At 62.8% G+C, this 16,749-nt stretch carries 11 protein-coding genes; 5 read left to right on the forward strand and 6 right to left on the reverse strand.

All coding sequences use genetic code 11. The features are described from left to right. Positions 1-35 precede the first annotated feature (35 nt). The 5 genes from GIW02_RS05485 (at position 36) to GIW02_RS05505 (ending at position 5,192) form a co-directional block, all read left to right on the forward strand. Positions 36-452 (forward strand): F0F1 ATP synthase subunit epsilon, encoded by a 417-nt coding sequence (locus GIW02_RS05485; RefSeq protein ID WP_032885166.1) that lies wholly within the window; start codon positions 36-38, stop codon positions 450-452. 123 nt (positions 453-575) lie between these two features. Further along, on the forward strand, positions 576-1,943 hold the full coding sequence (gene glmU / locus GIW02_RS05490) for a bifunctional UDP-N-acetylglucosamine diphosphorylase/glucosamine-1-phosphate N-acetyltransferase GlmU (RefSeq protein ID WP_236410573.1): 1,368 nt from the start codon (positions 576-578) through the stop codon (positions 1,941-1,943). 210 nt (positions 1,944-2,153) lie between these two features. Then, positions 2,154-2,921 (forward strand): DeoR family transcriptional regulator, encoded by a 768-nt coding sequence (locus tag GIW02_RS05495; protein ID WP_236410572.1) that lies wholly within the window; start codon positions 2,154-2,156, stop codon positions 2,919-2,921. Between the two features lie 10 nt (positions 2,922-2,931). Further along, entirely contained in the window at positions 2,932-4,764 is a 1,833-nt protein-coding gene (gene glmS / locus GIW02_RS05500) for a glutamine--fructose-6-phosphate transaminase (isomerizing) (RefSeq protein ID WP_236410571.1), read from the forward strand. Between the two features lie 59 nt (positions 4,765-4,823). Then, complete coding sequence (locus GIW02_RS05505; RefSeq protein ID WP_236410570.1) at positions 4,824-5,192, forward strand: hypothetical protein; 369 nt, start codon at positions 4,824-4,826, stop codon at positions 5,190-5,192. On the opposite strand, the gene pbpC is transcribed toward GIW02_RS05505, so the two are convergent. The 6 genes from pbpC to GIW02_RS05535 all read right to left on the reverse strand — a co-directional run bounded on the left by pbpC (position 5,189) and on the right by GIW02_RS05535 (position 16,749). Beyond that, entirely contained in the window at positions 5,189-7,489 is a 2,301-nt protein-coding gene (gene pbpC / locus GIW02_RS05510; RefSeq protein WP_236410569.1) for a penicillin-binding protein 1C, read from the reverse strand. The genes GIW02_RS05505 and pbpC overlap by 4 nt on opposite strands. Further along, positions 7,470-13,274 carry an alpha-2-macroglobulin gene (locus GIW02_RS05515; RefSeq protein ID WP_236410568.1) on the reverse strand — a complete coding sequence of 1,935 codons (5,805 nt, stop codon included), beginning with the start codon at positions 13,272-13,274 and terminating at the stop codon, positions 7,470-7,472. The genes pbpC and GIW02_RS05515 overlap by 20 nt, the downstream gene beginning before the upstream one ends. Before the next feature lie 179 nt (positions 13,275-13,453). After that, positions 13,454-14,386, reverse strand: a complete 933-nt coding sequence (locus GIW02_RS05520; RefSeq protein ID WP_236410567.1) for a phosphatidate cytidylyltransferase — start codon at positions 14,384-14,386, stop codon at positions 13,454-13,456. Between the two features lies 1 nt (position 14,387). Further along, positions 14,388-15,008, reverse strand: a complete 621-nt coding sequence (locus tag GIW02_RS05525) for a lysophospholipid acyltransferase family protein (protein WP_236410566.1) — start codon at positions 15,006-15,008, stop codon at positions 14,388-14,390. Between the two features lie 9 nt (positions 15,009-15,017). Beyond that, positions 15,018-15,461: a hypothetical protein gene (locus tag GIW02_RS05530; RefSeq protein WP_236410565.1), complete on the reverse strand. Its 444-nt coding sequence runs from the start codon at positions 15,459-15,461 to the stop codon at positions 15,018-15,020. Beyond that, positions 15,451-16,749, reverse strand: coding sequence for a phosphatase PAP2/dual specificity phosphatase family protein (locus GIW02_RS05535; RefSeq protein WP_236410564.1), 1,299 nt, complete (start codon positions 16,747-16,749; stop codon positions 15,451-15,453). Before GIW02_RS05535 ends, GIW02_RS05530 begins: the two co-directional genes overlap by 11 nt.

A 16,749-nucleotide genomic window follows, 5' to 3' on the forward strand; every position in this document is an offset into this window, starting at 1 on the left:
CCGGAAACGGGCGCTCATCAGGTTGAGGCAATCAGATGGCTATGACAGTCCATTGCGATATCGTCAGCGCGGAAGGGGAAATCTTCTCCGGTCTGGTAGAAATGGTGATTGCACACGGCGAACTCGGTGACCTGGGTATTGCCATGGGCCACGCGCCGTTGATCACCAGCTTGAAGCCAGGTCCGATCACGCTGACCAAGCAAGGCGGGGAACGTGAGGTGTTTTACATCTCCGGTGGTTTCCTCGAGGTTCAGCCGAACATGGTCAAGGTACTTGCCGACACCGTGCAACGTGCTGGCGACCTGGATGAAGCCTCCGCTCAGGAAGCCGTCAAGGCTGCTGAGAAGGCCCTGAACGAAAAGGGTGCGGACTTCGACTACAGCGCTGCTGCTGTACGTCTGGCCGAGGCTGCAGCTCAGCTGCGCACGCTCCAGCAGATCCGCAAGAAGTAAGCGGCCACGCCGTCATGCTTCATGCGCGATTGATTAAAAAGGGTAGCCTCGGCTACCCTTTTTCTTTTTCAGCAAAACACTTCTCAGGTCTGAAGCCGGACCGCCCAGGATTGGTAGCCATTCATGTCTCTTGAAATCGTCATTCTCGCCGCAGGCCAGGGCACCCGTATGCGCTCGGCCCTGCCCAAGGTGCTGCACCCGGTGGCCGGCAATTCCATGCTCGGCCATGTTATCCACAGCGCCCGGCAGCTGGACCCGCAGCGAATCCACGTGGTGATCGGTCATGGTGCCGATGTGGTCCGTGAACGCCTGGCGGCGGATGACCTGAATTTCGTGCTGCAAGACAAACAACTCGGTACCGGCCACGCCACGGCCCAAGCCGTACCGTTCATTACCGCCGACACTGTGCTGATCCTCTACGGTGACGTGCCGCTGATTGAAGTACAGACCCTGCAACGCCTGCTCAAGCACGTGGTGCCGGGCCAGATGGGCCTGCTCACCGTTGAGCTGGACGACCCCACCGGCTACGGGCGCATCGTGCGCACGGCCGACGGCAAGGTCGCGGCTATCGTCGAGCATAAAGACGCCAGCGATGCCCAACGCGCCATCACTGAGGGCAACACCGGCATTCTCGCGGTCCCGGCCAATAAGCTCGCCGACTGGATGAGCCGCCTGTCCAACAACAACGCCCAGGGCGAGTACTACCTCACCGACGTGATCGAGATGGCCGTAAGTGACGGCCTGCTGGTCGCCACCGAGCAGCCCCACGACCCGATGGAAGTGCAGGGCGCCAACGACCGCAAGCAGCTTGCCGAGCTTGAGCGTCACTACCAACTGCGCGAAGGCCGCCGTCTGATGGCCCAAGGCGTGACCCTGCGCGACCCAGCGCGTTTCGATGTACGCGGTGAAGTCAGCGTGGGCCGCGACGTGCTGATCGACATCAACGTGATCCTTGAAGGCCGCGTGATCATCGAAGACGACGTGGTGATCGGCCCGAACTGCGTGATCAAGGACAGCACGTTGCGTAAAGGTGTGGTGGTGAAGGCCAACAGTCACATCGAAGGTGCCGTGATGGGCGAGGGCAGCGATGCTGGTCCATTTGCGCGTTTGCGACCGGGCACCGTGATGGGCGCCAGGGCGCACGTGGGTAATTTCGTCGAATTGAAAAACGCCAAAATGGGCGACGATGCCAAGGCTGGCCATTTGGCTTACCTCGGTGACGCAACAATCGGGGCGCGCAGCAACATTGGCGCCGGCGCAATCACGTGTAATTACGATGGCGCCAACAAGTACCAGACGACGATTGGTGAAGACGTATTCATCGGCTCCAATAACTCGCTGATCGCGCCGGTAACCATCGGTGATGGTTCGAATACTGCAGCGGGCTCGACTATCAACCAGGATGTGGATAAGTCGCAGCTCGCCGTAGCCCGTGCGCGCCAACGCAACATCGACGGTTGGAAACGCCCGGTCAAAATCAAAAAGACCTGAGTTATCCACAATCAATGTGGAAGGGGGCTTGCCCCCGATTGCGGTGGATCAGTCAGCTTATGTATCGACTGACACTCTGCTATCGGGGGCAAGCCCCCTCCCACATTTGATCTGCGGTGGCTTAAAAATGTTGTTCGCCGCGCTTGACGATCTTTCGCTAATAGGTTTTGATTGCCTTCGTTATCTTTCGAAACGAAACTTATCATCACCATGTCGAAACGAAATACACCCCAACGGCGCCACAACATCCTCGCCTTGCTCAATGAGCAGGGCGAAGTCAGCGTGGACGAGTTGGCCAAGCGTTTCGAAACTTCGGAAGTGACCATCCGCAAGGACCTGGCCGCCCTCGAAAGCAACGGACTGCTGCTACGCCGCTACGGTGGCGCAATCACCATGCCGCAGGAGCTGGTAGGCGACGCCGCGCAGCCCGTCTCAGCCTACAAGCGCGCCATCGCCCGTGCAGCCGTGACGCGCTTGCGTGAGCACGCACGCATCATCATCGACAGTGGCAGCACCACCGCGGCGATGATCCCCGAACTGGGCCATCAGCCCGGCCTGGTGGTGATGACCAACTCCCTGCACGTGGCCAGCGCCTTGAGCGAACTGGAACACGAGCCGGTGCTGCTGATGACCGGCGGCACCTGGGACCCGCATTCGGACTCGTTCCAGGGCCAGGTCGCCGAGCAGGTGCTGCGTTCCTATGATTTTGACCAACTGTTTATCGGCGCCGATGGCATCGATCTGCAGCGCGGTACCACCACGTTCAACGAATTACTCGGCCTGAGCCGCGTGATGGCCGAGGTCGCCCGCGAAGTGGTGGTGATGGTCGAATCCGACAAGATCGGCCGCAAGATTCCCAATCTGGAGCTGCCCTGGAGCAGCGTCCATACCCTTATTACCGATGATCGCCTGCCGCATGAGGCCCGCGACCAGATCCAAGCCCGTGGCATTACGCTGATATGCGCGGCAATCATCTAGGAGACATACCATGTGTGGAATTGTAGGCGCAGTCGCTGAACGCAACGTCACCGCCATCCTGCTCGAAGGCCTCAAGCGCCTCGAATACCGTGGCTATGACAGCGCCGGTGTGGCGGTTTTCACCAACGCCGGCAAGCTGGAGCGCATGCGTCGCCCGGGCAAGGTCAGTGAGTTGGAGCAGGCCCTGGCCGGTGAGCCGCTGGTCGGTCGCCTCGGTATCGCCCACACCCGTTGGGCCACCCACGGTGCGCCGTGCGAACGCAACGCCCACCCGCACTTCTCCGGTGACCTGGCGGTGGTGCACAACGGCATCATCGAAAACCACGAAGTGCTGCGCGACCAGCTCAAGGGCCTGGGCTACGTGTTCACCTCGGACACCGACACCGAAGTCATCGCCCACCTGCTCAACCACAAGCTCAAGGACTACAGCGACCTGACCACCGCCCTCAAGGCCACGGTCAAGGAACTGCATGGCGCGTACGGCCTGGCGGTGATCAGTGCCAGCCAACCCGACCGCGTGGTCGCCGCCCGCAGTGGCAGCCCGCTGGTGATCGGCCTGGGCCTGGGCGAGAACTTCCTCGCCTCCGACCAACTGGCCCTGCGCCAGGTTACCGACCGCTTCATGTACCTGGAAGAAGGCGATATCGCCGACATCCGCCGTGAAAGCGTGGCGATCTGGGACGTAAACGGCAATTCCGTCGAGCGCGAAGCGGTGCAATATCGTGACGGCGCTGAAGCGGCCGACAAGGGCGAGTACCGCCACTTCATGCTCAAGGAAATCCATGAGCAACCGGCTGTGGTGCAACGCACCCTCGAAGGCCGCCTGGGCGACCAGCAAGTGCTGGTCAATGCGTTCGGCCCGCAAGCCGCCGAGCTGTTTGCCAAAGTGCGCAACGTGCAGATCGTCGCGTGCGGCACCAGCTACCACGCCGGCATGGTTGCCCGTTACTGGTTGGAAGAGCTGGCCGGCATCCCGTGCCAGGTCGAAGTCGCCAGCGAATTCCGCTACCGCAAGGTGGTGGTGCAGCCCGACACCCTGTTCGTGACCATCTCCCAGTCTGGCGAAACCGCCGACACCCTGGCCGCCCTGCGCAATGCCAAGGAGCTGGGCTTCCTCGCCAGCCTGGCGATCTGCAACGTGAGCATCAGCTCCCTGGTGCGCGAATCCGACCTGACCCTGCTGACCCAGGCCGGTCGCGAAATCGGTGTGGCATCCACCAAAGCCTTCACCACCCAACTGGTTGGCCTGCTGCTGCTGACGCTGTCCCTGGGCAAGGTGCGCGGCACCCTGGCTGAAGGCGTCGAAGCACGCCTGGTGGAAGAACTGCGCCGCCTGCCGACCCGCCTCGGCGAAGCCCTGGCCATGGACAGCACCGTGGAAAAAGTCGCGGAGCTGTTCGCCGACAAAAACCACACCCTGTTCCTCGGCCGTGGCGCGCAATACCCGGTGGCGATGGAAGGCTCGCTGAAACTCAAGGAAATCTCGTACATCCATGCCGAGGCCTACCCCGCGGGCGAGTTGAAGCACGGCCCTCTTGCCCTGGTGGATGACGACATGCCGGTGGTCACCGTGGCGCCGAACAACGAACTGTTGGAAAAACTCAAATCCAACCTGCAGGAAGTCCGTGCCCGTGGCGGCCAACTGATCGTGTTCGCCGACGAGAAAGCCGGCATGACCAACGGTGAAGGCACTCACGTCATCAACATGCCGCACATCCACGACACCCTGTCGCCGATCCTCTACACCATCCCGCTGCAGTTGCTGTCGTACTACGTGGCCGTGCTCAAAGGCACCGACGTGGACCAGCCGCGCAACCTGGCTAAATCGGTGACCGTGGAGTAAGCCGCCTCACCCTGGAGGCCCATCGGGTCTCCAGGCCCCTGCGAAAGGACGCGACCTCGATGCAAACCCCCTCCCAGCTTCACCAACGCCTTAACAACCGCCGATTCACCGTGGCCAACAATACCCACGGGCTGTCCGGCAGTGGCACGGTGTTTCATTACCTCGTCGAGGCTGACGGGATTTGCGGCACTTACCAGGGCGGCCGAATCCGCTGGGGTAAACAAGTCGGCCGAGTGACCGGCCCCGATACTATCGAGCTGCTGTTTCAGTGCCTGACGCTGGACGGCCAACTGCTGGCCGGCTGGTCGCGTGGCACGGTGGGTGTGGACGATGCCGGGGGCACGACGCTGAGCTTTGTGTGGGGTTGGTTGTCGGGTGCAACGGGAGGCGGTGAATCACACTATGTTGAGTGCGACAGCCCGTCCTAAGGCACAAACTCCACCTTCAGCCCGCGACTCGCACTGCGGCCCTGATCATCGCTGACCCGCAACCGGTACTCCCCTGATTTGCCCGGCCGCCAGTTCAGCGTGGTTTGCGGCGGGCCTTGGCCGATCAAGGTTTGATCAGCAAACCAGTACAGCGTCGCGGCATCGCTGGCGGCGTTGGCATTCAGGGGGATGCTTTCCTGCGGCTGGGACAGGCGCAGTTGGTAGCTCACTTGGGTCAGCGGCGAGCGGATCTGCGGCGCTTCGCTTTGGTCGCTGATGCGGCTGGGCTGGCAGTTTTTCATCACGTTGGGCGGTGTGCGGCGCGGCAGGCCAGCGGCGCGGTACAGGCGTTGGATGTCGCTGGGCCAGAATTCGAAGACTTCTTCGCGTGTGTACTGCGCCTCGAACGGTGGGCACGCAGCCTTGCCGGTGCGGGTGTCGATCAGCACCGGGCGGTGCAGGTTGGACACGCGTATGGGCGAGACGCCGGGGATGTACCAGGTCTTGCGGGTGTATGGGCACCAGCGGTTGGGCAGCTCGCCCGAAGCCGCGCAAACGTTGATGCGCACCAGCCCGGCGGGCGGCTTGTCGGGTTTGATCAGCACATTGGGCAAGGCCAGGGGCAGGGCGTCGGCGATGCGGAAGAACAGCGGAGCGGCGGTCTTGGCGCCGATAAACGCTGGGTTGGGCCGACCATCGAAGTTACCCACCCACACCACCAGCACATACGGGCCGACCAGGCCTGCGCTCCACGCATCGTGAAACCCCCAGGAGGTGCCGGTTTTCCAGGCGGTACGCCACTGGCTTCCAGGCAGGCCATCCGGGCGCGGGTTGCGGCGCAGCATGTCGCGCACCATGAACGCGGCTTGAGGCGTCAGCAGTTGGGCGCCAGTGGTCTGGAGCTGTTCCTGCAAATAGCGCAAGGGCCGCAAATGCCCGTCGCCGGCCAGCATCACATACAGCCGGGCCAGCTCCTCAGGGGTCATTTCGCCGCCGCCCAAGGCGAGTGCCAGGCCGTAATGGCTTTCGCCCCGCAAGCCCTTGATCCCGGCCCGTTGCAGCATGCCGTACAGCGAGGGGGATTTGACCTGGCTGGCCAGCCACACCGCCGGGATATTGCGACTACGGATCAACGCATCGCGCGCCGTCAGTGGCCCGATAAAACTGCCGTCGAAATTTTCCGGCTGGAAGTAGCCGAAGTTACTCGGCATGTCCTTGAGGATGCTCATGGGGTGGATCACGCCCTGATCCAGCGCCAACCCATACAGAAAAGGCTTCAGGGTCGACCCCGGTGAGCGCCGCGCCAGCACGCCGTTGACCTGGCCCTGGATGCCTGTGGATAAGTAATCCGCCGAGCCCACCAGCGCTTTCACGCTCTGGTCGCGGCTGTCGATCAGAATCGCCGTGGCGTTTTCCACACCGGTGCTGCGACGCTCGGCGATAAAGCCGCCGATCAGGCGTTCAAGCAATTGCTGCAGGGGCAGGTTGAGGGTGCTGTTCAGTTCGTTGCCGGGTTGAGAGGCCAGCAGTTGCTCGCTCAGGTGCGGCGCCAGAAACGGGATCTGTTGGCGGCTGCGCGCTTCCAGCGGCAGGTCGAGCAAACTGTCGTTACGCGGGTCGTGTGGATAAGTCTCGCGCCAGTCGGCCATCAAACGCAGGCGGGCGTTTTGCAGCGATGGCCCAAAGCGCGCGCGCCGCCCCGGCTGCTGGGGGATCACCGCCAGCGCCAGCGCTTGGGACAACGACAGCTGCGCCGCTGACTTGCCAAAGTAGATCCGGCTGGCAGCCTCGGCGCCTTCGATATTACCGCCCATGGGCGCCAGGTTCAGGTAGGCCTCAAGGATGTCATGCTTGCTGTAACGCGCTTCGAGCCACAGGGCCAGGGCCATCTGCTGCACCTTGCCCGGCACCTGGCGGGTGTTCAGATCCCACAGGCGCCGCGCCAGTTGCATGCTCAAGGTCGAACCACCCTGACGTTGGCCGCCGCTGTAGGTGGCGACGGCCGCGCGCAGCAATGCCGGGGGATTGATGCCCGGATGCCAGTAGAAATTGCGGTCTTCCTTGAGCAGGATGGCCTCGACCAGTGAAGGAGAAATCCGCTCCAGAGGTAGCCAGAGTCGGTATTGGCCGTCATCCGCCAGCGTCATGCGTAGCAGCGAGCCGTCGTCGGCCAGCACCACCCGTGAAGACGTCACCGCCTGTTCCAGCGGGGCATGCGGCCATAGCCGCAATCCCGCCAGCAGAACCGCCGCTACCAGCAGCGGCGGCGTCAGGCGTTTAAGGCTTGGTAATTTCAAGCTCGCCTACTTTGCCGCGCCCTTGCAGGGTGGTTTCGTACATGCCTTGGGCGTAGGCCGGAGGCGTATTGAACGTCCCTGCGTTGGTGGCGCGCACGCGGTACACGAAAGTGCCTACGTCGCGCAGCGCAGTGCCGTACAACACCACTCGATCATCACGCACGTCCACGTAGTCCGGCTGCCAGGTGCTCAGCTCGGTTTCGCCGATCGGCGCCTGCCAGGTGTCGGCCTCTTCGTCACTGGCTTCGACGTACTCGGATTCTTCACCTTCACTTTCCTCGGAGCTGGCGGCTTCCGGCTCCGGCGGCAAGTTATACACAGGCTCGACGCCACCCGGCAGCAGGTCGACCACGGCCACTTGCTGCACTTGCTCACGGTCGGTGGCGCGCAGACGCAAGCGCACCAGGAACTCATCGCCCACGACCACCTTGCTCACCGGCTCGCCTTTGAGGTCGAGGTATTCGTGGATGATCTCCAGGCCATTGTTGATCGGCTTGAGCTTGGCGCCCTTGTCGAAACCGGCTTCGCTGAGCATGTAGAACGCCGCAGGGCCGTCGGATTTTTCCAGTACCAGCTTTTGCGTGGCGCCCGGTACGGCGGCTCGGGGCGGCTGGCCGGCCATCTCCAGCAGTTGTTGCTGTTTGTCACCCAACCAGGCGGTGGCCTTGAGGGTCATGTCGCTCTGTGTACGCTGGCCATAGTTATCCAGAGCGCGCAGCAGTAATGCCGCCGACAGCGAGTTATAGCGTTGCTCGTTGAGGCGCTTGCCGAGTTTGTCCAGCAAGGCCACCGGCACGTCATCCAGCAACTCGGGGAAGTGCCGCGCGAGCAGGTGCAAGTGCTCGGCATCGTGCACCAGCGGGTCGTAGTACAGGCCGTCGCTGTCCCACTTATCCACAAGCGAGCGCCATGGGACCTTGCGGAACAGCGTATCCGCCTGGCGATCCTGCTTGAGCAGCTTGTAGCTCGCGGCCAGGTAGGCGGCGCCGATGTCGTTCTGCCAAGTGTCTTTGAAGTAGCTTTCGTAGCGCTCGCGGATGTCACTCAAGGCGCCGCTGACGAGAATTCCCTGACGGCTCAACAGGTAACTGGCGTAGGCGCGGTTGCGCAATTCCGACAGGCCTTCACTCGGGCCGTTGGCCAGGTCCGTCAGATAGGCATTCGCGCGCACCAGCAGGTCTTCCGGCACCGGCAGCCCGCGCTCCTTGGCTTCGATCAGGAAGTCAGTGGCGTACAGGCTGGCGTAGGGCGCCACGTCCGGGTTGGCCGCCCACAAACCGAAGCCGCCGGCCTGGTTCTGACGTTGGCGCAGCATACGTACGACGCTGGTGAAGGCGTGTTCGGCCTCCGTCGCATTGCCGCCCCAGATCAACGCCGGCATGGCCTTGGACACCAATTGCTCGGTGCAGGCATAGCCATAGTCATCCAGGTAATGCTTGAGGCCGTTGGCCCATACCAGTGGCGAAGCGGCGACGCCCAGTTGCACGTCGCGCAGTTGGGTGAACAGCTCGCGCGTGGGTTTCAGCTCTTTGCTGGCGCTGTCGAAGCGGCCCAGGCTCAGGGCTACGCGGTGTTCGCTCAGGGGGCGGACCGAGGTGGTTTCGGCCACCTGGATACGCTTGCCATCGGGCAGCACCGCGACAAAACGCAGGTCCGCCGAGCCGAGGGTTTCGCCGACCTTGACCTTGAACTCGGCCGTGCCTTCCTTGCGTGGTTGCAGGGACAAGGTGCTGCCCTTGTCGCCTTGCACCACCAGGCCAGCGCTGGTTTGCACTTCGAACTTCACGTCCGTGGCCGCGTCGAGGTTGCTGAACACCCCGGCGCTGACATTGAACACATCCCCCGGTGCGACAAATGCGGGCACGTTCGGCGTGATGACGATCGGCCCGCGCACGTCGGTATTGGCCTCGCTGACCCCCACACTGTCGCTGTCCACTGCCACTGCAAACAGGTGCAGCTTGCCGTTGAAGTTGTCCGGCACCTGGTAATGCAGCACGGTTTCACCGGCGGGCAAGTCCACCAGCCCGGACCACCACGCCACCGGCGGCTGATGTTTACGCTTGAACGGGTTGAGGTGATTGGCCAGGGCGCCTTCGGTATCGCCACCGGGCGCTGCGCCACTGAGCAGGCGGCTGAATTCCGGCAGGATCAGGTCAAGGATCTGACTGGTACCGACTTCCAGTGCGCGCTTCTGGAAGAAGAAGCCCAGCGGGTCCGGCGTCTGGTAGCGCGCCACTTGCAGGATGCCTTCGTCCACCGCGTACACCACCGCGCGGCCCGGGCGGTCGGCGTTGACCTTGATATCCAGGGTCTGCCCCGGCTCGATCTTCGCCGGGCCTTCGACCTTGAGCGCCATGCGCCGTGCATCCAGGTTGATGCTGAACGGCACCACGCCGTAGGACAGCGGGCTCATGTAGACCTCGGCCGAACCCATGTCCCGCACAAACTGCACGTTGACGTAGGCATTGCCCTCAAGCCCTGCAGGCACGCGGATATGTTGCACGCTGTTGGTACTGTCGGCCTTGAACCACTGCTGGGTGTAGACCTTGTCGCGCTCAATGGTGATCAAACCGGCACCGGTGTACGGCGCGCGGATGCTGATCGCGATTTCATCACCGGTGGCATAGCTGCGTTTGTCCAGGCGCAGTTGCAACTCGGCATTACGCTCCAGGGAGCGCGAGGTGTTGCCACGTCCGGCCACGCTGTAGTCGATCTGGTTGAGCAGGTTGCCGTTGGCGTCCTTGAGTTGCAGGGTGAAATCCCCCGGCGTGGCGGTATTCAGAGCCTGCCTGGCGCCTTCTTTGGTCATTACCAGCGGTGAGGCCGGCTGGCTGATGTTCTTGATGCGCGACTCGTACTTGTAGGTGCCGTTGGACTGTTTCACCAGTACCGACACGTAGCGGTGCTCGACCACCTCGCTGGTCAGGCCATCCACCGCCAGCGGCGTAAGGTCCGGCGCGACGGCCAGCCAGTGCACCTGGCGCGGGGCGTCCTTGGCGACGTACGACAGCGAGTCCTGACTTTTCACACCCACAAGGTAAGGCGCGGACGACACCAGCAGCGCGCTTTGCGCCGCCACGTTACGGCCACCTTCAGCCTCGAACACCTGGGTCATCACCTGCAGGCGATAGGTGCTGCTGGCGAAACGTTGAAGGTTGAGGTCGAGCACGGCCTGGCCGTTGTCGTCGACCGTGGTTTCGGCCAGGTCTTCGGTGCTGGCCTCTTCCAGGGAGTCGTTAATGCGGAAGCGGTATTCCGGGTAGCGATCAAACGCTGCCAGCGTCGGGCTCAGGGACATTTTTGCGCTGACCCGCCGACCGGATGCCGGGGCGCCGAACAGGTGCATGGCGGTGACTTTGGCCACCACCTGGTCCGGTGGAATCCAGCCCTGCACGGGCGTGTCGTGCAGGCTCAGGCTAACCTTCATGCGGTCTGGCTCGAAGTCGCGGAACTTGAAGCTCACGCTGCCCAGGTCGGTGCGGGTTTGCTTCTCGCCGATCAACTGCAGCGTCGCGGTGTAGTCCCCGGCGGGGGCGACGTCGCTGCTGGGGAAATCAAAGGTTTCAAAACCGCTGGCGGACAGCTTGAGCGGCTGGCGGATTACCTCCAGGCCACGCGGGTCGGTGATTTGCAGTTCCACCGGCAGGCCTTGCAGGGCGCCTTTCCAGTTGCCGCTGCGCACGATCATGCCCAGGTGCGCGGTTTCGCCCGGTCGGTACAGGCCACGGTCGGTAAACAGGTAGGCGCTGAGGCGATCAATCGCACCGTCTTCCTCCAAACCGCCTACATCAAAACGCGACAAATCCAACTGCTGGGACTGGCGAGCAATCGGCAGGAACGACTGGTCATTGCCACGGCTCACCACATACATCAGCGGCGTTTTCTCACGGCGCAGTTCATCGAGCTTGGCGAAATGCGCATGGCCTTCGGCGTCGGTGTGGCCGCTGCTGACCGGCAAACCATTGCGCCCGATGATGTCGACTTGCGCGTCGGCGACTGGCGAGCCATTGCCGATGGACTGCACATACACATCATGGCTGCCATCGCTGGAGCGCTTGGCGATGATGCCCAGATCCGTCACTACGATAAAACGCAGGTCGCTGGTGCTGCTGCGGTCGTACTCGAACGTGCGCGTGGCCGGGTCATCCTGTGGGCTGAGCTTGAGCACAAAAATGCCGCGACGGCCGCCATTGGCGGTGAGGTAGTGGCTGAGGTCAACGTTGTCGTAGACGGTTTTCGCCGGGTCGTTGGATGACAGCGCAATATCCAGCGACTGACGCTCGACCATGCGATCAAAGTATTCGTTGCCGAAATTCGGCCGCGCAAAGCTGCCGCTGCTCTGGTCCACCAGGTGCTGCAACTGGTTGGGCAGCAGGCGCGCAATTTCCACGTGGGCGCCGGGTACGCCACGGGCCATGAAGCCGAGGCGTTTTTCGCCATTGAGGCTCAGCAGGGCGCCGTCAGACAGGAACTGCAAGGTGCGTGGGTAGGCCGGCATGCTGATCAGCGAGGCTGTAGGGTTTTTTGCCAGGTAGCCGCCGATGGCTTCCAGGTTGGCGGGCACGCGTACATACAGTGCGCGGCCTGCTGGTGCTTTGAATTTAAACGCGTGCAGGGTATTGAGCGGCTCGACGCTGGGCACGTGGGTGAGCGTGACCTTGGTGCTGCGGGCCAGCAGGGCATCGTCGATATCGTTGCTGCTGTAGGGCCGAGTGTCGTCCTCGGCTTTTTCCGGCAACAGCCAGGCCTGGACCTTACCGGCAATGGTGTCGTCGGCTACAGCGCTGGAGCTGCTGAACATCAGCACCGGCTCCGGCTCACCGCGCTCGTTATCCACAAAGCTGACTTGGGCGCCGGTGAAGGTCAGGCGATAGCGGCCGGGCACCGTGACTTCCGCCACCAGCGGCGCAGTGCTGGGGTTGCCGCCGTCGCGGGCCTTGATGCCTTCATCGAGCTTGGCGCTGACCGGTGTGCTTTCCAGCGGGGTGGCCAGGGCGGCAGAGCGTACGTAGGCGTTGAGCTTGGTGTCGTCGAAGGTGATTTCCGGGCGGTTGGGCAACTGGGCATCGCGGTAGGCCAGGCCTTTGCCGAGGGTTACCGAGACACGCTTGCGTAGGCTGTCTTCATCCACAGGGTGGGAAAACCGGAATGTGGCTACCAACTGTTTCAGCGTCGGGTTGGACGGGTCTTGGTACAGCTCGTTTTGCGCCAGGCTGGCGCGGAACGGCTGGGTGGAAAATTGAGTGGTGTATTGGTCCAGCAGTACGCCGTCGGCCAGCAGGTTTTTCTTGGCCAGGTCGAGGCTGTAGTGGGCGTCTACCGGCCAGTCTTTTTCCGGCACGAACAGCAAGGTGCGGTCATCGGACCAGCGCCAGGTGCCTGCCACCTCTGGTTTGAGGGTGATGCCTTGAGTTACCGGCTTGCCGATGGCCGCCAGCGGAGCCACGGACTCGGCAAAGCGTACCTGCAAGTTATCCACAACCGGCGGCTGCTGGGTGTAGTTGGTCAGGTTAGGCTTGTGCAGCGAATAGCTCGCGGTGTGCGGTTGCGGCAGGTTGGAATACCAGTGCCAGCCGTAAAAACCGGCGGCGGCCAGCAGCACCAGTCCCAGTACGCCGGCACCGGTGTGGCGCGGGTAAGCACGCGCCTTGTGGCCCAGATTCGCTAGGCCACGGCCGATGGCTCGCAGCCAGAATGGCGGATGCCATTGGCCAAAAATGGCCCTCACCACCGTCACAAACGCGCCGACAAGACGGCGGCTGATCGCTTTGAACGAATCGAACATGGTGAGCTTCCCTGGCTAAGTGCGGCGTATCTTACAGCGTCTTTGATACAAAAGATGTGGGAGGGGGCTTGCTCCCGATGGCGGTGTGTCAGCCAGTACCTAGGTGACTGGCAGACCGCCATCGGGGGCAAGCCCCCTCCCACATTTTGATCTTCACTTGGGGTGAGGGAGCGGTGGTGTCAGGTCCACCAGTAGCGCACGAGGTGGAAGAAGATCGGCGCGGCAAAACACACCGAATCCAGCCGGTCCAGCATGCCGCCGTGCCCTTCGATCATATGGCCCCAATCCTTCACGCCCCGGTCGCGCTTGATCGCCGACATCACGATGCCGCCGGCAAACCCCAGCAGGTTGATCAGCAGGGCGATCAGGAATGACTGCCACGGGTTGAACGGCGTGGTCCACCACAGCGCTGCGCCGATCAGGGACGACAGCAGGATCCCGCCGACAAAGCCTTCCACGGTTTTGGACGGCGACAGATTGGGCGCGATCTTGTGTTTGCCGAACAGCTTGCCGCACACGTACTGCAACACGTCCGAGAGTTGCACCACGATCACCAGATAGGCGATCAGCAGCAGATTGCGGCCTTCGTAGCCCGGGATGTCGAGGGTCAGCAGCGCGGGCACGAACGACACGCAGAACACCGCGATCATCAGGCCCCATTGAACCTTGGAGGCGCGCTCCAGGAAGTGTGTGGTGTCGCCGCCCAGCGAAGCGAGGATCGGCAGCAGCAGGAACACGTACACCGGGATGAAGATCGAAAACAACCCGTACCAGTCCGCGTAAATCAGCAGGTATTGCAGGGGCAACGCCAGGTAGAACGCGGCCACCAGGGCCGGGTAGTCGCTGCGGCGGGTGGGGGTGAGGGTAAGGAATTCACGCAGGGCGTAGAACGACACGGCGTAGAACAACAGGATCACCGCGCCGGTGCCGAGCCAGAAGGCGACGCCGATCACTACCACCATCACCCACCAGGCGTTGATGCGCGCGTTGAGGTTGTCGATCACCGCATTCGGCGTGCCACGCGTGCGCAGCTTGAGGATCAGGCCGATCAGCGAGGCCAGCACCAGGATCGCGCCGATCCCGCCGAACAACATCAGGGTTTGGCTGGCCATGTCAGACATGCTCCGGGGCAAGGGCGAGCAGGGCGTCGCGGGTGCGGGCGAGGAAGGCGGCTTTGTCTTCACCGTCTTCCAATTGCAGCGGCGCGCCGAAGCTGGTGGTGCACAGCAACGGCAGCGGCAGTACGCGGCCCTTGGGCATGACCCGGTTGAGGTTGGCGATCCACACCGGGATCAATTCAGCCTGTGGGTAACTTTTTGCCAGGTGATACAGGCCGCTTTTGAACGGTAGCAGGCCGTCTTCCAGGTTGCGTGTACCTTCGGGAAAAATGATCAGTGAATCGCCACCTTCGAGTGCTGCAAGCATGGGCTGCAAGGGGTTATCCACAGGCTCTTTGCGTTCGCGGTCGATCAGCACACCGTTGAACACGCGGTTGATGATGTAGCGGCGCAAGGCGCTTTTGTTCCAGTAATCGCTGCCGGCCACCGGGCGTGTGAATTTGCGCAACTGCTGCGGCAACGAAGCCCAGAGCAGCACGAAGTCGCCGTGGCTGCTGTGGTTGGCGAAGTAGATGCGTTGCACCGGCACGGGCGCGCACCCCAGCCACAGGCTGCGGGCGCCGGTGACGGTGCGGGCCATGGAGGTAATCAACGTGGCAACCACGGGTTCGAACATGGGGATTCCTTATCCGGCGAAAGGCAGCCAAGGGCTGGCGAGGATCACGCCCAGGGTCAGCAGCGCTTGCGCACCGAGCAACCAGGCTTGTTTGCGCAGCAGTTTGAGCGCACCGCGACGGCGCTCGGCCCAGGGCCGACCCGCGCGTTTCGGCGATTGCAGGCCAAGAGTTTGCAGGGCCTGGTCGAGGTCGGCGGTACGGTCGAGGTCGCGAGCCAGCAGGGCGAACAGGTCGGCATCAAAGGCCACACGCAGTGCCCAGTACTTTTGCAGCAGCCCGAGGATAATCATCCACAGGCTGAGCAGCAGGCAGACCGGCGCGATACTGGCCATCAGCAGCTGAGCCAGGCCAAATAACACGCCGAGCAGGGTCAGGCCTGTGGATAACTGATCCAGCGAACGGCCACGACGCAGCAGGCTGGCGACAATCTGGAGTTCCATATCAGCGGGCATGGGCTAAGCCCTCCAATGCTTCACGGTGTGCGGGGTGCAGGACCACATCGGCCCGCGCTGTACGAATAATAGTCAGCGCTTGATCAAGTGTTGTGGCCCGCCCGGTCTGTAGCAGCCACGCGGCGACGGCGGTGGCGCTGCGCGAGTAACCCAGGGCGCAGCACACCAGCAGCGGGCCGCTGGCGCGCAGGCGCTCGATGGCCTCGGCGGCTTGCAGGCATTCGGCGGGCGTAGGCGCAATCAGGTCCAGCACGGGCACACACTGATAGGCCCGGCCCTGTGGATTAATCGGCAGCTCGGCGCACAGATCGACGATGGCCTTGTAAGAGCTTTGCTCTTTCGAGGTGGGGATCCTGCCCAGCCAAACGTTATCCACAATCAGGTCGGGCTGTGGATGCTTACGTGTCCACAGCCTTGAGTTTACCCACGCAGCGGCCAGGTAGGGCGCATATAACCAGCGCGCGGCGGGCGTGAGTCGGCCATCGTTACGCTTCTGAAAGCCTGTTGCGCCCACTGCGTAGTAATTCGCCATGATCAGGCTCAGGGATGCGGCCGGCCACAGCAGCCACAGCCATGCGCCGCCAAGCCAACATGCGGGAACCGCCAGGGCCAACGCGCCGAGGCCGTAGCGCAGGCCCAGCCGCCTGCGCTGGCGATCCTGCGTGAGCAGGGCATTGAGCAGCGGGTTCGGATGTTCCAGCGGCCACAGCCATACGCATACCCAGCCGGCGAGGGCGCCTGTGGGTAAGTCGATAAAGTGATGTTGATAAGTGGTCAGCACTGAAATACCGATCAATCCGAACCAGCCATGCACCACCCAACGCCACACGCCTTGGCTATGACGTTGGTACATGACCCACAGGATCACCAGCAACGCGATGTGCATCGACGGTGCCTGGTTGAAGGGTTTGTCGAACCCCGCCAGCACGGCAAACAGCCAGCCGAACACGCCATCCAGCTCCGGCCGTTCGAAGGTGAAGCGCAGCGGCCAGAGCAGGAAGCAGCTCACGGCGATCACCTGGGCACTCAGCAGGCGCAGCGCATGTTGCTTGAGTTCATGACGACTGTTGGGGAGCAGCAGGGAAAAGCCGTAGAGCAGGTCGATGGACCAGTAGGGCACGATGGTCCAGGCCCAGAACGGCATATGGGTTTCCCAGCCGAACACCAGGGTGCCGACGTCGCTGCGCTGGCTGGTGACCCAGGTGGCGAAGCCGTAGGTGCTGAAAAACAGCGGCGCCAACAGCAGCAGCCACAGAACTGCGGGTTTGAGTAGACCGGGTTCGCGCAT

The organism is Pseudomonas syringae (assembly GCF_021606685.1).
GTDB lineage: Bacteria > Pseudomonadota > Gammaproteobacteria > Pseudomonadales > Pseudomonadaceae > Aquipseudomonas > Aquipseudomonas syringae_R.

What these genes read in the sequence shown, in the direction of transcription:
- GIW02_RS05485 (WP_032885166.1), top strand. Translation starts at nt 36, where the DNA reads ATGGCTATGACAGTCCATTGCGATATCGTCAGCGCGGAAGGGGAAATC.
- glmU (WP_236410573.1), top strand. Translation starts at nt 576, where the DNA reads ATGTCTCTTGAAATCGTCATTCTCGCCGCAGGCCAGGGCACCCGTATG.
- GIW02_RS05495 (WP_236410572.1), top strand. Translation starts at nt 2,154, where the DNA reads ATGTCGAAACGAAATACACCCCAACGGCGCCACAACATCCTCGCCTTG.
- glmS (WP_236410571.1), top strand. Translation starts at nt 2,932, where the DNA reads ATGTGTGGAATTGTAGGCGCAGTCGCTGAACGCAACGTCACCGCCATC.
- GIW02_RS05505 (WP_236410570.1), top strand. Translation starts at nt 4,824, where the DNA reads ATGCAAACCCCCTCCCAGCTTCACCAACGCCTTAACAACCGCCGATTC.
- GIW02_RS05515 (WP_236410568.1), bottom strand. Translation starts at nt 13,274, where the DNA reads ATGTTCGATTCGTTCAAAGCGATCAGCCGCCGTCTTGTCGGCGCGTTT.
- GIW02_RS05520 (WP_236410567.1), bottom strand. Translation starts at nt 14,386, where the DNA reads ATGGCCAGCCAAACCCTGATGTTGTTCGGCGGGATCGGCGCGATCCTG.
- GIW02_RS05525 (WP_236410566.1), bottom strand. Translation starts at nt 15,008, where the DNA reads ATGTTCGAACCCGTGGTTGCCACGTTGATTACCTCCATGGCCCGCACC.
- GIW02_RS05530 (WP_236410565.1), bottom strand. Translation starts at nt 15,461, where the DNA reads ATGCCCGCTGATATGGAACTCCAGATTGTCGCCAGCCTGCTGCGTCGT.
- GIW02_RS05535 (WP_236410564.1), bottom strand. Translation starts at nt 16,749, where the DNA reads ATGCGCGAACCCGGTCTACTCAAACCCGCAGTTCTGTGGCTGCTGCTG.